This is a genomic window from Streptomyces sp. NPDC091292 (assembly GCF_044757265.1).
Lineage (GTDB): Bacteria > Actinomycetota > Actinomycetes > Streptomycetales > Streptomycetaceae > Streptomyces.
In genome coordinates this window covers 472,077-488,585 of record NZ_JBIVUQ010000003.1, presented here as the reverse complement: position 1 = coordinate 488,585, position 16,509 = coordinate 472,077, and the positions used below count along the sequence as shown (strand labels likewise).

At 69.0% G+C, this 16,509-nt stretch carries 13 protein-coding genes and 1 riboswitch; of the genes, 6 read left to right on the top strand and 7 right to left on the bottom strand.

Features of this window, described 5'->3' with window-relative positions; translation table 11 throughout:
- Positions 1 to 52: 52 nt before the first annotated feature.
- From ACIQNU_RS13500 to ACIQNU_RS13485, 4 genes are all read right to left on the bottom strand, one after another.
- Entirely contained in the window at positions 53 to 1,543 is a 1,491-nt protein-coding gene (locus ACIQNU_RS13500) for a glycoside hydrolase family 3 protein (RefSeq protein ID WP_401365391.1), read from the bottom strand.
- A gap of 9 nt (positions 1,544 to 1,552) precedes the next feature.
- Positions 1,553 to 2,383, bottom strand: coding sequence for a carbohydrate ABC transporter permease (locus tag ACIQNU_RS13495; RefSeq protein ID WP_401365388.1), 831 nt, complete (start codon positions 2,381 to 2,383; stop codon positions 1,553 to 1,555).
- A complete protein-coding gene (locus ACIQNU_RS13490) occupies positions 2,380 to 3,369 on the bottom strand; it encodes a carbohydrate ABC transporter permease (protein ID WP_401365385.1) in 990 nt (329 codons plus the stop codon). Before ACIQNU_RS13490 ends, ACIQNU_RS13495 begins: the two co-directional genes overlap by 4 nt.
- Before the next feature lie 244 nt (positions 3,370 to 3,613).
- Positions 3,614 to 4,900 (bottom strand): extracellular solute-binding protein, encoded by a 1,287-nt coding sequence (locus tag ACIQNU_RS13485; RefSeq protein ID WP_401365382.1) that lies wholly within the window; start codon positions 4,898 to 4,900, stop codon positions 3,614 to 3,616.
- A gap of 283 nt (positions 4,901 to 5,183) precedes the next feature.
- On the opposite strand from ACIQNU_RS13485, the gene ACIQNU_RS13480 reads away from it, so the two are divergent.
- From ACIQNU_RS13480 to ACIQNU_RS13460, 5 genes are all read left to right on the top strand, one after another.
- Positions 5,184 to 5,960 (top strand): GntR family transcriptional regulator, encoded by a 777-nt coding sequence (locus tag ACIQNU_RS13480; protein ID WP_401365640.1) that lies wholly within the window; start codon positions 5,184 to 5,186, stop codon positions 5,958 to 5,960.
- Between the two features lie 139 nt (positions 5,961 to 6,099).
- Positions 6,100 to 8,232, top strand: coding sequence for a carbon starvation CstA family protein (locus ACIQNU_RS13475; protein WP_401365379.1), 2,133 nt, complete (start codon positions 6,100 to 6,102; stop codon positions 8,230 to 8,232).
- Positions 8,232 to 8,432 carry a YbdD/YjiX family protein gene (locus tag ACIQNU_RS13470; protein ID WP_401365376.1) on the top strand — a complete coding sequence of 67 codons (201 nt, stop codon included), beginning with the start codon at positions 8,232 to 8,234 and terminating at the stop codon, positions 8,430 to 8,432. The genes ACIQNU_RS13475 and ACIQNU_RS13470 overlap by 1 nt, the downstream gene beginning before the upstream one ends.
- Before the next feature lie 51 nt (positions 8,433 to 8,483).
- Positions 8,484 to 8,620: riboswitch (cobalamin riboswitch) on the top strand.
- Between the two features lie 135 nt (positions 8,621 to 8,755).
- On the top strand, positions 8,756 to 11,164 hold the full coding sequence (locus ACIQNU_RS13465) for a ribonucleoside-diphosphate reductase subunit alpha (protein ID WP_401365373.1): 2,409 nt from the start codon (positions 8,756 to 8,758) through the stop codon (positions 11,162 to 11,164).
- On the top strand, positions 11,155 to 12,174 hold the full coding sequence (locus ACIQNU_RS13460; RefSeq protein ID WP_401365370.1) for a ribonucleotide-diphosphate reductase subunit beta: 1,020 nt from the start codon (positions 11,155 to 11,157) through the stop codon (positions 12,172 to 12,174). The genes ACIQNU_RS13465 and ACIQNU_RS13460 overlap by 10 nt, the downstream gene beginning before the upstream one ends.
- A 230-nt stretch (positions 12,175 to 12,404) precedes the next feature.
- Here ACIQNU_RS13460 and ACIQNU_RS13455 read toward each other — a convergent pair whose 3' ends face one another.
- Positions 12,405 to 12,569 carry a hypothetical protein gene (locus tag ACIQNU_RS13455; protein WP_401365367.1) on the bottom strand — a complete coding sequence of 55 codons (165 nt, stop codon included), beginning with the start codon at positions 12,567 to 12,569 and terminating at the stop codon, positions 12,405 to 12,407.
- Between the two features lie 93 nt (positions 12,570 to 12,662).
- Here ACIQNU_RS13455 and ACIQNU_RS13450 point away from each other — a divergent pair, with 93 nt between their 5' ends.
- Complete coding sequence (locus ACIQNU_RS13450) at positions 12,663 to 13,646, top strand: helix-turn-helix domain-containing protein (RefSeq protein ID WP_401365364.1); 984 nt, start codon at positions 12,663 to 12,665, stop codon at positions 13,644 to 13,646.
- Positions 13,647 to 13,721: 75 nt separating this feature from the next.
- On the opposite strand, the gene ACIQNU_RS13445 is transcribed toward ACIQNU_RS13450, so the two are convergent.
- Positions 13,722 to 15,107 (bottom strand): cytochrome P450, encoded by a 1,386-nt coding sequence (locus ACIQNU_RS13445; RefSeq protein WP_401365361.1) that lies wholly within the window; start codon positions 15,105 to 15,107, stop codon positions 13,722 to 13,724.
- Positions 15,104 to 16,192, bottom strand: a complete 1,089-nt coding sequence (cyc1, locus tag ACIQNU_RS13440) for an epi-isozizaene synthase (protein ID WP_401365358.1) — start codon at positions 16,190 to 16,192, stop codon at positions 15,104 to 15,106. The genes ACIQNU_RS13445 and cyc1 overlap by 4 nt, the downstream gene beginning before the upstream one ends.
- Positions 16,193 to 16,509: the final 317 nt, after the last annotated feature.

Genomic DNA, 16,509 nt, shown 5'->3' with positions numbered 1-16,509 from the left:
CTCCCCCCGTGGGGTGCCCGGCGCCCTTGCCACAGAACGGGTCAGGACCTGGTCAGGACCTGGTCAGAGCCTCCGCCGCCGCCGTCCCGCACACCCGGGCCGCCCCGTGCGTGGCGATGTGCACGGCGCCCTGCGGAGCCGACTGGGGCACCCCCATCTCGACCACCAGCGTGTCGGGGCGGGCGGCCAGCAGCGTGGTGAGGGCGTCCGCCATCCACGGGTGCCGGTGGACGTCACGTACCACCGCGACGATCCGCCGGTCACCGGCCGCCTTCAGGACCTGCTCGCCCGCCTCCGGACCCGTGAAGCTCGCGGTCTCGGTGCCGGGGAGCAGCCGGCGCAGCTCGGCGGCGACACCCCACGGGGTCTCGTCGCCGACGGCGATGTTCGCGACGGGGGTGAGGGCGGCGACGAACGGTGCGCTGGTCAGCGGTGTGGCGGCCGGGTCCACGCGCGTCACGCGCAACGCGCGGCGCGCCGCGACCAGACCGATCCCCGTGTCGGCGTCGACCGCCGCACTCCCCCGCGGCGCCGTGGCCGTCCAGGCCGCGAGCGACCGGACCCGGGCCGCCGCGTCGGCGAGCCGTTCCTCGGGCAGCTCCCCGTCCCGTACCGCCGAGACGAGGGCGTCGCGCAGCCGCAGTACCGTGCCGTCGTCGGCGAGTCCGCCGCCCACGCAGATCGCGTCGGCGCCCGCGGCGATGGCGAGGACGCTGCCCCGCTCGATGCCGTACGTCGCGGCGATGGCCTGCATCTCCATGCCGTCCGTGACGATGAGCCCGGTGAAGCCGAGCGTCCCGCGCAGCAGGTCGGTGAGGATACGGCGGGACAGGGTGGCGGGCAGCTCCGGATCGAGCGCCGGTACGAGGATGTGGGCGCTCATCACGGCCCGCGTACCGGAGGCGATGGCGGCGCTGAACGGGGCGAGTTCGCGGGCGTACAGCGTCTCGGTGTCCGCGTCTATCCGGGGCATCGCGTGGTGCGAGTCGACGGCCGTGTCGCCGTGCCCGGGGAAGTGCTTGGTGCAGGCGGCGACGCCCGCGGCCTGGAGCCCTTCGACATAGGCGGCGGTGTGCCGGGCGACGAGGTCGGTGTCGGCGCCGAAGGAGCGGACGCCGATGACCGGGTTGCCGGGGTTGGAGTTGACGTCGGCGGACGGTGCCCAGTTGAGGTTCACTCCGCACTCGGCGAGCCTGCGGCCGAGTTCGCGGGCGACGGCGCGCGTCAGGTCGGTGTCGTCGACGGCGCCGAGGGCGTGGTTGCCGGGGAACGAGGAGCCGGTGCGCACTTCGAGCCGGGTGACGTCGCCGCCCTCCTCGTCGATGGCGACCAGGACGTCGTCGCGCTCGGCCCTGAGCTGGGCGGTGAGCGCGGAGACCTGCTCCGGTGAGGCGATGTTGCGGCCGAACAGTCCGACGGACGCGAGTCCTTCGCCGAGTCGGCGCAGCAGCCAGTCGGGGGCGCTGGTGCCGGTGAATCCGGGCTGGAGGACGGTGAGCGCGTCGCGGGTGAGGGTGTCGATGCCGCGGGCCAGAGTCGTCATCGGGTGGCGTTATCCCTTCACGGCGCCTGCGGTGAGGCCGCTGACGGCCCGGCGTTGCAGGAAGACGAAGACGATGAGGATCGGTACGGCGAAGATGGACGCTGCCGCCATGGTGGCACCCCAGTCGTCGCCGAAGGCCGTTTGGAAGCTGGACAGCCACAGCGGCAGCGTCTGGGCTCCGATGTCCTTGTTGAGGATGAGGACGAGCGGGAACTCGTTCCAGGCGGTGACGAAGCCGAAGAGCGAGGTGGCCATCAGGCCGGGCGCGAGCAGCGGGAAGATCACCTTGATGAACGCCTGCGGACGGGTGCAGCCGTCGACCATGGCGGACTCCTCCAGCTCCTTCGGCACGGCGGCGACATAGCCGCGCAGCGTCAGGATCGTGAAGGGCAGCACCATGATCATGTAGAAGGCGGTGAGCGGGATCAGGCTGTTGAGCATGTCCGCGTCGCGCACCAGCATGTAGATCGCGATGACCATGACCTCCCAGGGGGCCATCTGCGCGATCATGAAGACGATGATGAAGCCGCGCCGCCCCTTGAACCGCATCCGCGCCAGGGCGAAGGACGCGATGAGGGCGATGATCAGCGAGAAGGCCACCGACAGGACGGTCACTGTCAGGGAGTTGCCGACCAGGGTCCAGAACTGGTCGACAGCGATCACCTTCTTGAAGTGGGCGAAGGTGGCGTCGGTCGGGAACCAGACCGGGTCCTCGGAGATGATGTCGCCGGTCGGCTTGAAGGCCGTGGAGAACATCCAGTAGACGGGGAAGACGAACACGACGAAGAGGGCGACGGCCGTCGCGTTGGGCCAGAACCTGGCGAACAGGGAGCGCTTCACAGCTCGTCCTCCTCCTGCTTGATCACGGTGCGCAGGTAGTAGGCGGTCAGGGCCAGCAGGATGAGGATGGTGAGGAACGAGATCGCCGCTCCCATGCCGAAGTGCTGGTTGCCGACACCTTCCACGAAGGCGTAGACGGGCAGGGTCTCGGTCAGGCGGTTGGGGCCGCCCTGGTTCATCGCGAAGAGCTGCGCGAAGGACTTGAAGACCCAGATGACCTCAAGGAAGGTCGTCGCCCACAGGAAGGGCCGCAGGAAGGGGAACGTCACCGAGGAGAAGCTCTTCCAGGCACCGGCGCCGTCCAGTGAGGCGGCCTCGTACAACTCCTTGGGGATCGTCGTACTGGCCGCGTAGAGGTTGATCGCGACGAAGGGTATGGACTGCCAGACGATCAGCAGGGTGACCACGGAGAAGGTGGAGAACTGGGTGGCGAGCCAGTTGTGGTCGGCCATCGAGTGCCAGCCGAGTTTGTCCAGGACCCAGTTGATGACGCCGAAGCGCTGGGCGAACAGCCACTGGTAGACGGTGGTCGCGGCGATGACGGGCATGGCCCAGGCGAGGACGAGTCCCAGCAGGAGCAGCAGCCGCATCCGGCGGGCGAGCCGGGCGAGGAGCAGTCCGATGAGGGTGCCGAGCACCATGATCAGGACGACGTTGGCGGCGGTGAAGACGACCGACCGGCCCGCGACCTTCCAGAAGTCGCTGCTGCCGAGGACTTCCTTGTAGTTGTCGATCCCGTTCCACTCGGTGAGGTGGAGGATCAACTGCCGCGGGTTGAGGTTCTGGAACGACAGGATGCCGTTCTTCACCAGCGGCCAGCCGAGCAGCACCGCGGTGGCGAGCAGCGCGGGCAGCAGGAGCAGATACGGGGCCGACCTGCCGCCCGCTCTTCTCCCTCGGCTCACCACATCGCGGGGCGGGGGCGCCCCGGTCTTCCGGACGTCGGACGCCCGCGCCGGGTCCGTGCGTTCTGTCTGCACTGACATGCTCGTCATCTCTTCCGTGGTGTAACGGTAGGACGCACGGGGTCTGTCGTCTGGGTCAGGCCGGATCAGGGAGCGGGGCCTGGCGCCGTGCATCGCAAGGCGGAGGAGGGAGTCAGGGCGGCGCCCTGGCGACCGACGACAACGCGGCGAGGTGCGGTGCCAGGCCCCGCGAGCCCGGCATGACCCAGACGACAGACCCCTCGCGCCGGGGGACGGCGGCGTACCGTCCCCCGGCGCTTGGTGATCAGCTCGTCTGGGCGAGGCGCTTGTTGATCTCCGCCTCGACGTCCTTGGCCGCGTCGGCCGGGGACTTACCGTTCAGCACCGCGGTCATGTAGCTCTTGATCGGGTTCGGGTTGTTCTCCACCGCGGCCCACTCGGGGATCAGCGGCGTGGTGCCACCGCCGGCCGCGGCGGGAGCGGCGGCCTCGGCCGCGCCGTTGCCCGCCAGGTTGGACTGGAGCGACTCCTTGTTCGGGATGACGCCGTTCTCCTTGGCGAGCGCGCCCTCGAACTTGTCGGACAGCGCCAGCTTCAGGAACTCCTTGGCCAGTTCCTGCTTCTTGCTGCCCGCGGCGACCGCGAAGTTCGAGCCACCGAGGAACACGCCCTCGGGCTTGTCGGCGGTCTCACCCGGGATGGTGAAGTAGCCGATGTCCTTCTCGATCTTCTTGTTGGCCGCGATGGCCGTGCCGGCCTCCCAGCCCATGCCGATGAAGGCGCCGACGTTGCCCTTGGCGAAGACCTCGGCCTGCTGCGGGGTCGCCTCGTCCTTGTCCTTGGGGGCCTTGGAGTACGACTGGTACTTCTTGTAGATCTCCATGGCCGCGCCCACCTTGGGGTCGGCGAGGTTGGAGACGTACTTGTCGCCTTCCTGCTTCACGAGGTCGGCGCCCTGGCCGATGGTGATGCCGTCGAAGAAGTACCAGTTCTGACCCGGCAGGTAGATCGGCTCGTTCTTGGTCTTCTTGCCGATGGTGTCGAGCGCCTTGTAGAACTCGTCACGCGTCTTCGGGGTGTCCTTCAGGCCGGCGTCGGCCCACACCTTCTTGTTGTAGATGACGACGCGGTTCGCGAAGTACCACGGGGCGGCGTACTGCTTGCCGTCGAAGACGGACGATTTGTTGAGTGCCTCGGTCCAGTCGGTGCCGATCTCCGCCTTGAGGTCGGTCAGATCGGCGAGACCGCCGGTGGACGCGTACGCGGGGGTCTGCGTGTTGCCGACCTCGATGACGTCCGGCGGGGTCGACTCGGAGAGCGCCGTGGTGATCTTCTGCTGGATGCCGTCCCACTTCTGGGTCTCGAACTTCAGCGTCGCGCCGGTCTTCTTCTCGAACTCGGCGGTGAGGTCCTTGGTCCAGTTGGGCGGCGTGGAACCGTCCATGGCCCAGACGGTCAGGGTCTGGCCCTTGAAGCCGTCCGCCCCGGCCTTCTTGTCCTTGGTGTCGTCCCCGCTGTCGTCCCCACCGCACGCCGCGATCGAGAACAACATTCCCGCGACGCCAATGGCCGCAATGAGCTTGCGCTTCACGTCACCCTCCTCAGGATGCCTGCAACCCCCCACCCACAGCGCTGCCTACGACGAGAAACTGCTCGTGGGACTGGGACCTGGTCTTTAATGGTGTAGACCAGTACCCGGAGCTTGGCCTAGACCTTTAGGGGTGTCAAGGGTGTATAAGAAGGGCTGTCACGTCCGTTATCGGACCGACACCTGAGGGGGCACGGCCCGCTCAGTTCGCGCCGTGCCACGATGTGAGCCGCGACAGACGGAGGAGCCGGTGACGGCAGCAGCACAGGAGCCGGGAAGGCGGACGATGGCCGGCGAGACGACCGAGGTGGGCACGTCCGCGACGGCGGAAGCGGCGACAGCGGGCCGCACCGCGCGCGTACCCAAGTACTACCGGCTCAAGCGGCATTTGCTCGACATGACCGAAACTCTGCCCCCGGGCACACCTGTACCACCCGAGCGCACTCTCGCCGCCGAGTTCGACACCTCGCGTACGACGGTCCGCCAGGCGCTCCAGGAACTGGTGGTCGAGGGCCGGCTCGAAAGGATCCAGGGCAAGGGCACCTTCGTGGCCAAGCCGAAGGTGTCCCAGGCGCTCCAACTCACCTCGTACACCGAGGACATGAGGGCGCAGGGCCTGGAGCCGACCTCGCAGCTCCTGGACATCGGGTACATCACGGCCGACGACACGCTGGCCGGGCTGCTCGACATCTCGGCGGGCGGGCGGGTGCTGCGGATCGAGCGGCTGCGCCTGGCGAGCGGGGAGCCGATGGCGATCGAGACCACCCACCTTTCGGCCAAGCGCTTCCCCGCGCTGCGCCGCTCGCTGGTGAAGTACACCTCCCTCTACACGGCGCTCGCCGAGGTCTACGACGTGCATCTCGCGGAGGCCGAGGAGACCATCGAGACCTCGCTCGCGACCCCCCGCGAGGCGGGCCTGCTCGGTACGGACGTGGGGCTGCCGATGCTGATGCTGTCGCGGCACTCGCTGGACGGCGAGGACCGCCCGGTGGAGTGGGTGCGGTCGGTGTACCGGGGCGACCGGTACAAGTTCGTGGCGCGGCTCAAGAGGCCCACCGACTGACCGGACCGGCCACCGACTGACCGAACCGGCCACCGGCCAATCGCCCTTCGGGTGAAGCCGGTTCGGTGCGCGGTGTAGCGCGGGTCCTCTTCCTGTCCTACGGTCCTTCCGTCTCATCTTGGACGGGAGGACCCCCACCGTGCGCAGCACTTCTCCCCGGACCGTAGTCGTCTGGATCCTCGTCGCCCTGGTCGGTGCCACCGGCTGGGCCGTACTCGCGCTGTCCCGGGGCGAGGAGGTGTCGGCCGTCTGGATGGTGGCGGCGGCACTCGGCTCGTACGCCATCGCCTACCGCTTCTACGCGAAGTTCATCGCGCGCCGCGTGCTGAAGGTCGACAGAACGCGGGCGACGCCCGCCGAACGGCTCGACAACGGCATCGACTACCACCCCACGGACCGGCGCGTCCTGCTCGGTCACCACTTCGCCGCCATCGCGGGCGCCGGGCCGCTGGTCGGGCCCGTACTCGCCGCGCAGATGGGGTACTTGCCCGGCACCATCTGGATCGTCGCGGGGGTGATCTTCGCGGGGGCCGTGCAGGACATGGTCGTGCTGTTCTTCTCGACGCGGCGCGACGGGCGTTCGCTCGGGCAGATGGCCCGCGAGGAGATCGGCCCGTTCGGCGGCGCCGCCGCGCTGCTCGCCGCCTTCGCCATCATGATCATCCTGCTCGGGGTGCTGGCCCTGGTGATCGTGAACGCGCTCGCCGAGTCGCCCTGGGGCACCTTCTCCATCGCGATGACCGTACCGATCGCCCTGCTGATGGGCTTCTACCTGCGGGTCCTGCGCCCCGGGCGGGTCAGCGAGGTCTCGCTGATCGGGATCGCGCTGCTGCTCCTCGCGCTCGTCGCGGGCCGCTGGGTCGCCGAGTCGTCCTGGGCCGAGGCGTTCACGCTGGCCCCGTCGACGCTGGTGATCTGGCTGGTCGTGTACGGGTTCGTCGCCTCGGTGCTGCCGGTGTGGATGCTGCTCGCGCCCCGCGACTACCTCTCCACCTTCATGAAGATCGGCACGATCGCGCTGCTCGCGCTCGGCGTGGTCTTCACGCTGCCGACGCTGAAGATGGACGCGGTCACCGACTTCGCCTCGCGCGGTGACGGCCCGGTCTTCGCCGGCTCGCTGTTCCCGTTCGTCTTCATCACCATCGCCTGCGGCGCCCTGTCGGGCTTCCACGCGCTGATCTCCTCGGGCACCACACCGAAGATGATCCAGAAGGAGTCCCAGATCCGGATGATCGGATACGGGTCGATGCTGATGGAGTCCTCGGTGGCCGTGATGGCGCTCATCGCGGCCAGCGTCATCGACCCGGGCCTGTACTTCGCGATGAACGCGCCCGCGGGCGTCATCGGCGACTCCGTGCAGTCCGCGTCCCAGGCGGTGGCCGGATTCGGCTACTCGATCTCGCCGGAGGACCTGGCAGCCGCCGCCAAGGCCGTCGAGGAGCAGTCGCTGCTGTCCCGTACCGGCGGCGCCCCGACGCTCGCCGTCGGCGTCTCGGAGATCTTCTCGAAGGTCACCGGGGACGGGCTGCGCGCCTTCTGGTACCACTTCGCCATCATGTTCGAGGCGCTCTTCATCCTGACCGCCCTGGACGCCGGTACCCGCGTGGGCCGCTTCATGCTCCAGGACATGCTCGGCAACGTCTACAAGCCGTTCCGCAACATCAGCTGGAAGCCGGGGCTCGCCCTGACCAGCGCGGTCGTCGTGGCGCTGTGGGGCTACTTCCTGTGGGTCGGCGTGCACGAGCCGCTGGGCGGGATCAACCAGCTCTTCCCGGTCTTCGGCATCGCCAACCAGCTCCTCGCGGCCGTCGCGCTCGCCGTCTGCACGACCCTCCTGGTGAAGTCCGGGCGGCTCAAGTGGGCGTGGGTGACCGGGGTCCCGCTGATCTGGGACGCGACGGTGACGCTCACCGCGAGCTGGCAGAAGGTGTTCTCCAGCGACCCGCGCGTGGGCTTCTTCCAGCAGCGCGCGAACTACCAGGACGGCATCGACGCGGGCAAGGTCCTGCCGCCCGCCAAGAGCATGGACGACATGCACACGGTGGTCCTCAACTCCACCGTGGACGGCGTCCTCACGGCCGTCCTCGCACTGCTCATCGTGATCGTGATCGCCGACTCGGCCCGGGTCTGCGTCCGGCACCTCCGGAACCCCGGGGCGAGCACGCTGAGCGAGACGCCGTACGTCGAGTCGAAACTCGTCGCCCCGGACGGCCTGTTCGCCACCCCGCAGGAGAAGCTGGAACTGGCAGCCGACGCCGAGCGGGTGCCGTGATGCTGGTGCGGGGGGTGCGCGTCCTGCGCTGGATGCGGTGGTACGTACGCGAGTTGACGGACGAGTCGGCGTACGAGCGGTACGTGGCGCACGTACGGAAACAGCATCCGGACGCGCCCGTACCGTCCCGGCGGGCCTTCGAAAAGGAGCGGACCGACCGCCAGGAGACCGATCCCCGGCAGGGGTTCCGCTGCTGCTGAACCCCGAAAATCATGACGTCCGACACAACATGTGGGGGTGCTTCCCCGGGCCGACACAAGATGTATGCTCGTGCTCGTTGTCGCCGCAGGGGAATCCGGTGCAAGTCCGGAACTGTCCCGCAACGGTGTACTGGTCCGCATTCGCGTGCCCGTGAGTCCGATGACCTGCCGACGGCGTACCCGGTCCGACCGGTCCGGGTACCGACACGACGTCCGGGCCCCGTGGAATGGGTCGGTGGACGCGGCGCACCGCCGTACGCGGGTACGCCCGCGTGCCCCGCCCCCGCTTCCGAGGCCCAGAGCCGAGCGAGGGAGAGCTTCACGTGACCATCGCGCCAGCCGATCCGGCCTCAGCGACCGTTTTGGCGAATGCGACTGTTCCGGCCACCGCGACCGGGGCGGACGACGGTCCCGGTGCCGCGCTGCTGCGGACCCTGACCGCCCTGACGGCCGACCTTCCCGGCGCCGACCCGGGACGCGTCGCGGCCGGTGCGCTGCGGGGGCGCTCCGCCCGCGCGGACGGAGCCGAACTGCGGGAGCTGGCGACGGAGTCGGCCGCCGGTCTCATCTCCGAGGACCCGGTCTACTCCCGGCTCGCGGCCCGGCTGCTCACCATCGCCATCGCCGAGGAGGCCGCCTCGCAGGGCGTGCGCTCCTTCTCGGACTCGGTCGCGACCGGTCACCGCGAGGGCCTGATCGCGGACCGCACGGCGGCGTTCGTCACCCTCCACGCGAAGCGTCTCGACGCGCTGGTCGACCAGCACACCGAAGCGGCCGACGACCGCTTCGGCTACTTCGGGCTGCGCACCCTGCACAGCCGCTATCTGCTGCGGCACCCGATCACCCGCAAGGTCGTGGAGACCCCGCAGCACTTCATGCTGCGCGTCGCGTCCGGCCTCGCGGAGGACGACAGCGCCCGCGCCGTGGACGAGGTCGCCGCGCTGTACGGCCTGATGAGCCGCCTCGACTACCTGCCCTCGTCCCCCACGCTCTTCAACTCCGGCACCCGCCACCCGCAGATGTCGTCCTGCTACCTCCTGGACTCCCCGCTGGACGAGCTGGACTCGATCTACGACCGCTACCACCAGGTGGCCCGCCTGTCGAAGCACGCGGGCGGTATCGGGCTCTCCTACTCCCGGGTGCGCGCCCGGGGTTCGCTGATCCGCGGCACCAACGGCCACTCGAACGGCATCGTCCCGTTCCTGAAGACCCTCGACGCGTCGGTGGCCGCCGTGAACCAGGGCGGCCGGCGCAAGGGCGCCGCCGCGGTCTACCTGGAGACCTGGCACTCCGACATCGAGGAGTTCCTGGAGCTGCGGGACAACACCGGCGAGGACGCCCGGCGCACCCACAACCTCAACCTCGCGCACTGGATCCCCGACGAGTTCATGCGCCGGGTCGCCGCCGACGCCGACTGGTCGCTGTTCTCGCCGGCCGACGTACCCGACCTCGTCGACCTGTGGGGCGACGCGTTCGACACCGCGTACAAGGCCGCCGAGGCCGCGGGCCTGGCGAGGAAGACGATCCCCGCGCGGGACCTGTACGGCCGCATGATGCGCACCCTCGCGCAGACCGGCAACGGCTGGATGACGTTCAAGGACGCCGCCAACCGCACCGCGAACCAGACCGCCGAACCCGGCCACACCGTGCACTCCTCGAACCTGTGCACGGAGATCCTGGAGGTCACCGACGACGGCGAGACGGCCGTCTGCAACCTCGGCTCGGTCAACCTGGCCGCGTTCGTCACGCCCGGCACCGGCGACGGCATCGACTGGGAGCGCCTGGACGACGCCGTACGGACCGCCGTGACCTTCCTCGACCGGGTCGTGGACATCAACTACTACCCGACCGAGCAGGCCGGCCGCTCCAACGCCAAGTGGCGCCCGGTGGGTCTCGGCGCGATGGGCCTTCAGGACGTCTTCTTCCGGCTGCGGCTGCCCTTCGACTCGGCCGCGGCACGCGCCCTGTCCACGCGGATCGCCGAGCGGATCATGCTCGCCGCGTACGAGGCGTCGACGGACCTCGCCGAGCGCAGCGGCCCCCTCCCCGCCTGGGAGAAGACCCGGACCGCGCGCGGCGTGCTGCACCCCGACCACTACGGCGCCGAGCTGACCTGGCCCGAGCGCTGGGCGGCCCTGCGGGAACGTATCGCCACGACCGGTATGCGCAACTCGCTCCTGCTCGCCATCGCGCCGACCGCGACCATCGCGTCGATCGCCGGGGTGTACGAGTGCATCGAGCCGCAGGTCTCCAACCTCTTCAAGCGCGAGACGCTGAGCGGGGAGTTCCTCCAGGTCAACGCCTATCTGGTGGAGGACCTGAAGCGGCTCGGGGTGTGGGACGCGCGCACCCGTGAGGCGCTGCGCGACGCCAGCGGCTCGGTGCAGGGCTTCGCGTGGATCCCCGCCGAGGTCCGGGAGCTGTACCGCACGGCGTGGGAGATCCCGCAGCGCGGCCTCATCGACATGGCGGCGGACCGCACGCCGTTCCTCGACCAGTCGCAGTCCCTGAACCTGTTCCTGGAGACGCCGACCATCGGGAAGCTCAGCTCGATGTACGCGTATGCCTGGCAGCGGGGCCTGAAGACGACGTACTACCTGCGCTCGCGCCCGGCGACCCGGATCGCCCGCGCCGCCCAGGCCACCGCCCCCGTCCCCGTGCAGCAGGCGCCCGACGCGGACGCCGTCGCCTGCTCCCTGGAGAACCCCGAGTCCTGCGAGGCATGCCAGTGATGACCACCGAGAAGAACCTGCTGGACCCGGGGTTCGAACTGACGCTCAGGCCCATGCGGTACCCGGACTTCTACGAGCGCTACCGGGACGCGATCAAGAACACGTGGACCGTCGAGGAGGTCGACCTCCACTCGGACGTCGCCGACCTCGCGAAGCTGTCGCCGGGCGAGCAGCACATGATCGGCCGCCTCGTCGCGTTCTTCGCGACGGGCGACTCGATCGTGGCGAACAACCTGGTGCTCACGCTGTACAAGCACATCAACTCCCCCGAGGCGCGGCTGTACTTGAGCCGTCAGCTGTTCGAGGAGGCCGTGCACGTCCAGTTCTATCTGACGCTCCTGGACACCTATCTGCCCGACCCGGAGGACCGGACGGCGGCCTTCGCGGCGGTCGAGAACATCCCGTCGATCCGTGAGAAGGCCGAGTTCTGCTTCAAGTGGATGGACTCGGTCGAGAAGCTGGACCAGTTGGAGTCGCAGGCGGACCGGCGCCGGTTCCTGCTCAACCTGATCTGCTTCGCGGCCTGCATCGAGGGCCTGTTCTTCTACGGGGCCTTCGCCTACGTCTACTGGTTCCGCTCGCGCGGGCTGCTGCACGGTCTGGCGACGGGCACCAACTGGGTGTTCCGTGACGAGACGATGCACATGTCGTTCGCGTTCGAGGTGGTCGACACCGTACGCAAGGAGGAGCCGGAGCTGTTCGACGACCGGCTCCAGGAGCAGGTCACGGCGATGCTCAAGGAGGCGGTCGAGGCCGAGTTGCAGTTCGGCCGCGACCTGTGCGGCGAGGGCCTGCCGGGCATGAACACGGAGTCGATGCGGCAGTACCTGGAGTGCGTCGCGGACCAGCGCCTCCAGCGACTCGGCTTCGCCCCGGTGTACGGCTCCCAGAACCCGTTCTCGTTCATGGAACTCCAGGGAGTCCAGGAACTGACGAACTTCTTCGAACGCCGCCCTTCGGCGTACCAGGTGGCGGTGGAGGGCTCGGTTTCGTTCGACGACGAGTTCTAAGCACCGTTCGAGGAGACGCCCCTTAAGGGGCGCGGGGCTGTGACACGTGCGGCTCCGCCGCGTGGGCGCGACGAGCCACCCACGACCCGCACCTTCCGGTGGTGGGTTCGGTGTCGTTCGACGACGAGTTCCAAGCACCGTTCGAGGAGACGCCCCTCAAGGGGCGCGGGGAACTGCGCGACCAGCCACCCACGGCCCGCACCTTCCCCACCGGTCCACCAGCGGAGCGTTCAGGCGGCCAGGTGGAGGGAGCGGTCCGGTGCTTCGGTGCCGGACCGCTCCGCGATTCTGAGCTGGCGGTCTATTCGGCGTTCGTGCAGGTGGCCGTACGCGGACGGTGCGAGCATGAGGACGAAGACGGCGGCGACGGTCAGGTAGTCCAGGAGTGCGTTCATGGCTCCACTGTGCCGCGCCCCCGACCCCACCGGCAGTGGCAGAATTGCCGTAGACCCTCGAATTACTGCCATGCGTGCGGCACACTGTCCGGCATGCTGAAGAACGTGGTCGCGGTACTGCTCGACGGGGTGCATCCCTTCGAGCTCGGTGTGGTGTGCGAGGTGTTCGGGCTCGACCGCAGCGACCAGGGGCTGCCGGTGTACGACTTCGCGGTGGCGTCGGCCGAGGGCCCGGTCCTGTCGACCCACGCCGGGTTCAGCCTGACCGTGCCGCACGGTCTCGAACGGCTGGAGACGGCCGACCTGATCGCGGTCACCCCGGCGGGCACGGACACCGCCCGTACGTATCCGCCGGAGCTGCTCGACGCGCTGCGGCGGGCGACCGAGCGGGGCGCGCGGGTGATGTCGGTGTGCTCCGGCGTCTTCGTGCTCGGCGCGGCCGGACTCCTCGACGGCCGGCGCTGCGCCGTGCACTGGCGGCACGCGGACGAACTCGCCGTACGGCATCCGCGCGCCCGGGTGGAGCGCGATGTGCTGTACGTGGACGAGGGCACCGTCATCACATCGGCGGGGTCGGCCGCCGGGATCGACTCGTGCCTGCACATCATCCGGCAGGAGCACGGGTCCGAGGTGGCCAACGCGCTCGCCCGGCGGATGGTGGTGCCGCCGCACCGGGACGGCGGGCAGGCCCAGTACATCGAGCGCCCGGTGCCGGAGGGACCGTGCGACACCGTCGGCGAGGTCCTGGCCTGGATGGGGCGCCACCTCGACCGGGCGATCACGGTGGAGGACCTGGCGGAGCGGGCGCACATGGCGCCCCGGACCTTCGCGCGCCGCTTCCAGCAGGAGACCGGGACGACCCCGTACCGCTGGCTCCTGCGTCAACGGGTGCTGCTGGCCCAGGAGTTGCTGGAGGGGACCGACGAGACGGTGGACGCGATCGCCGGTCGCGCCGGGTTCGGCAACGCGGCTACGCTGCGTCACCACTTCCTCAGAGTGCTGGACACCACCCCGCACACCTACCGGCGCACCTTCCGGGGCCCGACCGCCGGGACCGCCGCCGCGACCGCCCACTGATCCCGTCCCGCATTCCGCCGGACCCCCGCCGGCTCACGTACCGCGCGCGGGGGTCCGGCGGAATCGGGGACGGGATCAGACAGGCCCTGTCACCTGGGGTTCGGCGCGGAGCCTCAGCCTCTTTGGCTGAAGGGTGATGCCTATGCGGGGAGCCGCGTCGGATTCCGGAAGCACCCGCAGCCGCCAGCGCCGGACCACGGTCGCCAGGATGATCGCCATCTCCGCGAGGCTGAAGTGGTCACCGGGGCACTTGCGGTTGCCGACGCTGAACGGCATCATCGCCGACTGCCCCACGTCACCTGCCCGTTCGGGCAGCCAGCGGTCCGGATCGAAGTCCAGATGCCGTGCGAATGCACGTGGATCCCGCTGCATCGCATAGGGGCTGTAGACGATGTCCGCCCCGGCCGGAATGCGATACCCACCCAGTTCGGTATCGGCCATCGCGCGCCGCGTCAGAATCCATACGCCGGGCCGTATCCGCATCGCCTCGGTGATGACATTGCGCGCGTGGGTCAGCTTCGGCAGGGAGCCGAAAGTGACCGGTCCGTCACCGGCGACGGCCGCCACCTCCGCGCAGAGCCGGTTTTCCTCTTCCGGGTGCTCACTGAGCAACTGGAAGGTCCACGTGAGGGACGAGGCAACGTTTTCCGCGCCCGCGACGAGGAGCGAGACCGCTTGGTCGTGAACCTCTTGTTCGTTGAGCGTTTCACCATTCTCGTCCTTTGCCGCCAGCAATGCCGACAGCAGATCCCCGGGATCGGCGCCCGAAGCGCGCCGTTCGGCGATGATCTCGTCCACAAGGCGGTGCAGATCGGCCAACGCGCGCTCGAAACGCCGATTGGCGGGAAGCGGCAGTTTGTAGAACGGCCCGATGGAAAGGATCATCCGCCGGTACAGCCCGCCGAACACCTCGTGCAGCGAGCTGCTGAGCCGGTCCGCGCGCTCGTCGATCGAGTCGACCTGGAGCAGCGACCGCGCCACGATCCGCACCGCCGTACGGAACACCTCGTCGGCGATGTCGACGGTGTCGCCGGCGCCCCAGCGGCCCGCCATGGCCTGCGCCTCCTCCTCCATGACGGTCGCGTACTCGGCGATCCGGTCCGGCCGGAAAGCCGGCTGGATCATGCGGCGCTGGCGCCGGTGCAGCGCCCCGTTACTGGTCGCCACGCCCTTCCCCAGAAGGATTTCCATGGTGTCCCACAGGGCCCCGCCGACCGCGAAATCGGGGCTCTTGAGGAGCGTCGCGACCAAGTCCGGATCGCATACGGCGTACGCCGTCCTGGGGCCCAGCTTGATCCGGACCAGATCGCCGCTGTCGCGCAGCGCGGCCACGAAGGCGAGCGGGTCGCGGGCCAGGTTCCAGGCGTGCCCGAGCAGCGGGGCGCCGCCCCGGGCGTACGGCGGTGGCGGGGGCTCCCGGTCGGGGCCGGCCGTGGTGGAGAGGCCGGGTTCGACGCTCATTCGTCACCTGCTTGATCGCTTGCCTGATCGCTGATGTAGGGCGGTGTGGACCGGTCGGCCCAGCTGTCGACCCGGTAACGGCCGGACTCGTGGTGGAACCAGTACACGGAGCTGAACCAGTTCCGCATATTGGAGACGTTCAGCCGGACGGCTTGCGCCAGGGCGTCGCCGCGCTGTGTTCCGTCCGCCAACTCATCGGCGAGACGGCCCACCTCCTGCTCCGCGGCGAGGAATTCGGTAATGCATTCCGTGACCCTGCGGTAAACCTCGGCGACCGCTTCCTCCAGCGTCATTCCCTCGTGCTGAATGAGACTGATTCCGAGATTGTGGTATTCGTCGCCCGCGAGTTCCTTGGGCAGCGAACAGAGGTCGTTGTACCAGGCCGCGAAATCCTGGCAGGTGATTCCGGCCCGCCGGTACGCGGAATGTTCGCGGACGCTCGCCGGTATTTCGTACCGCGCGGTCGGCTCAAGGAGGTCGAGCCATATCCAGTGCGCGAACGTCAGCCTGCGCAGCTCCAGATATTCGTCGACCGCGGGCACCCGACCGGTCGTCCGGTTGTGGAACTCCTGGTCGTACGCGTCGATCACGTCGTGGAAGTGCTGTGCGAAACGGGCGTTCCAGCTCTCGCCGAGGAACGAGTAGAGCCGCACCATGCTGTCCGCGAAGGCCGCGACCAGGGGATCTTCGTGGTACAGGTGGCGCCCGGGTGACTCAAGGGCCGCGTGCAGCAGGACACACAGGCTCTGCCACGCCTCGGCGCGGCCGTGCACCACGTCACGGTCGTGCCGGTCGTCCCAGACGAAAAACCACGCACTGTAGTCGGCGATGGCCTGGAGGACGTCGTCCGGAGCGCCCATGTAGTACCCGGCCATCAGGTCCGTGTAGCGCAGGTTGTCCGCGTACCGCGCGACCTTGTCGGGCGGCATCAAACGTTTTTCGAGCAGCCACTCCCTCGTGTTCTCCTGAAGTTTGGGCCAATACGGATGCAGTTGGCGAGGAAAGGCACCCTCGATCACCGGAAGCGAGAGCGCCGGTGGGACCGCAGTCTGTGTCGGTGTGGTGCTGTATGGGAAAGCAGGCACGAACAAACCCCTCTCAGCTGCCTGATGCGGCTGCCTGATGCGCGGACACCCCTTCCGCTGTGCCGGGCGCGCGCCGTTGCGTATCCCCGCGCTTTCTATTCAGCACTACAACTGACCGTTCAGGGAACAGATTTGCTCCCTTCACTACCCCAAGGTGCCTGGAAAATCCCCTTACGTGACTGATTTTGGATCACTGGTGGTCCGATCCTTCCCCGCGCATGACGGCGGCGCCCCTCCGGATGCCGTTCCCGGAGGGGCGCCGCCATGGTGTCACAGGGGTGCGCCCGCGCAACTACCGCGCCACGAAGCGCAGTTGT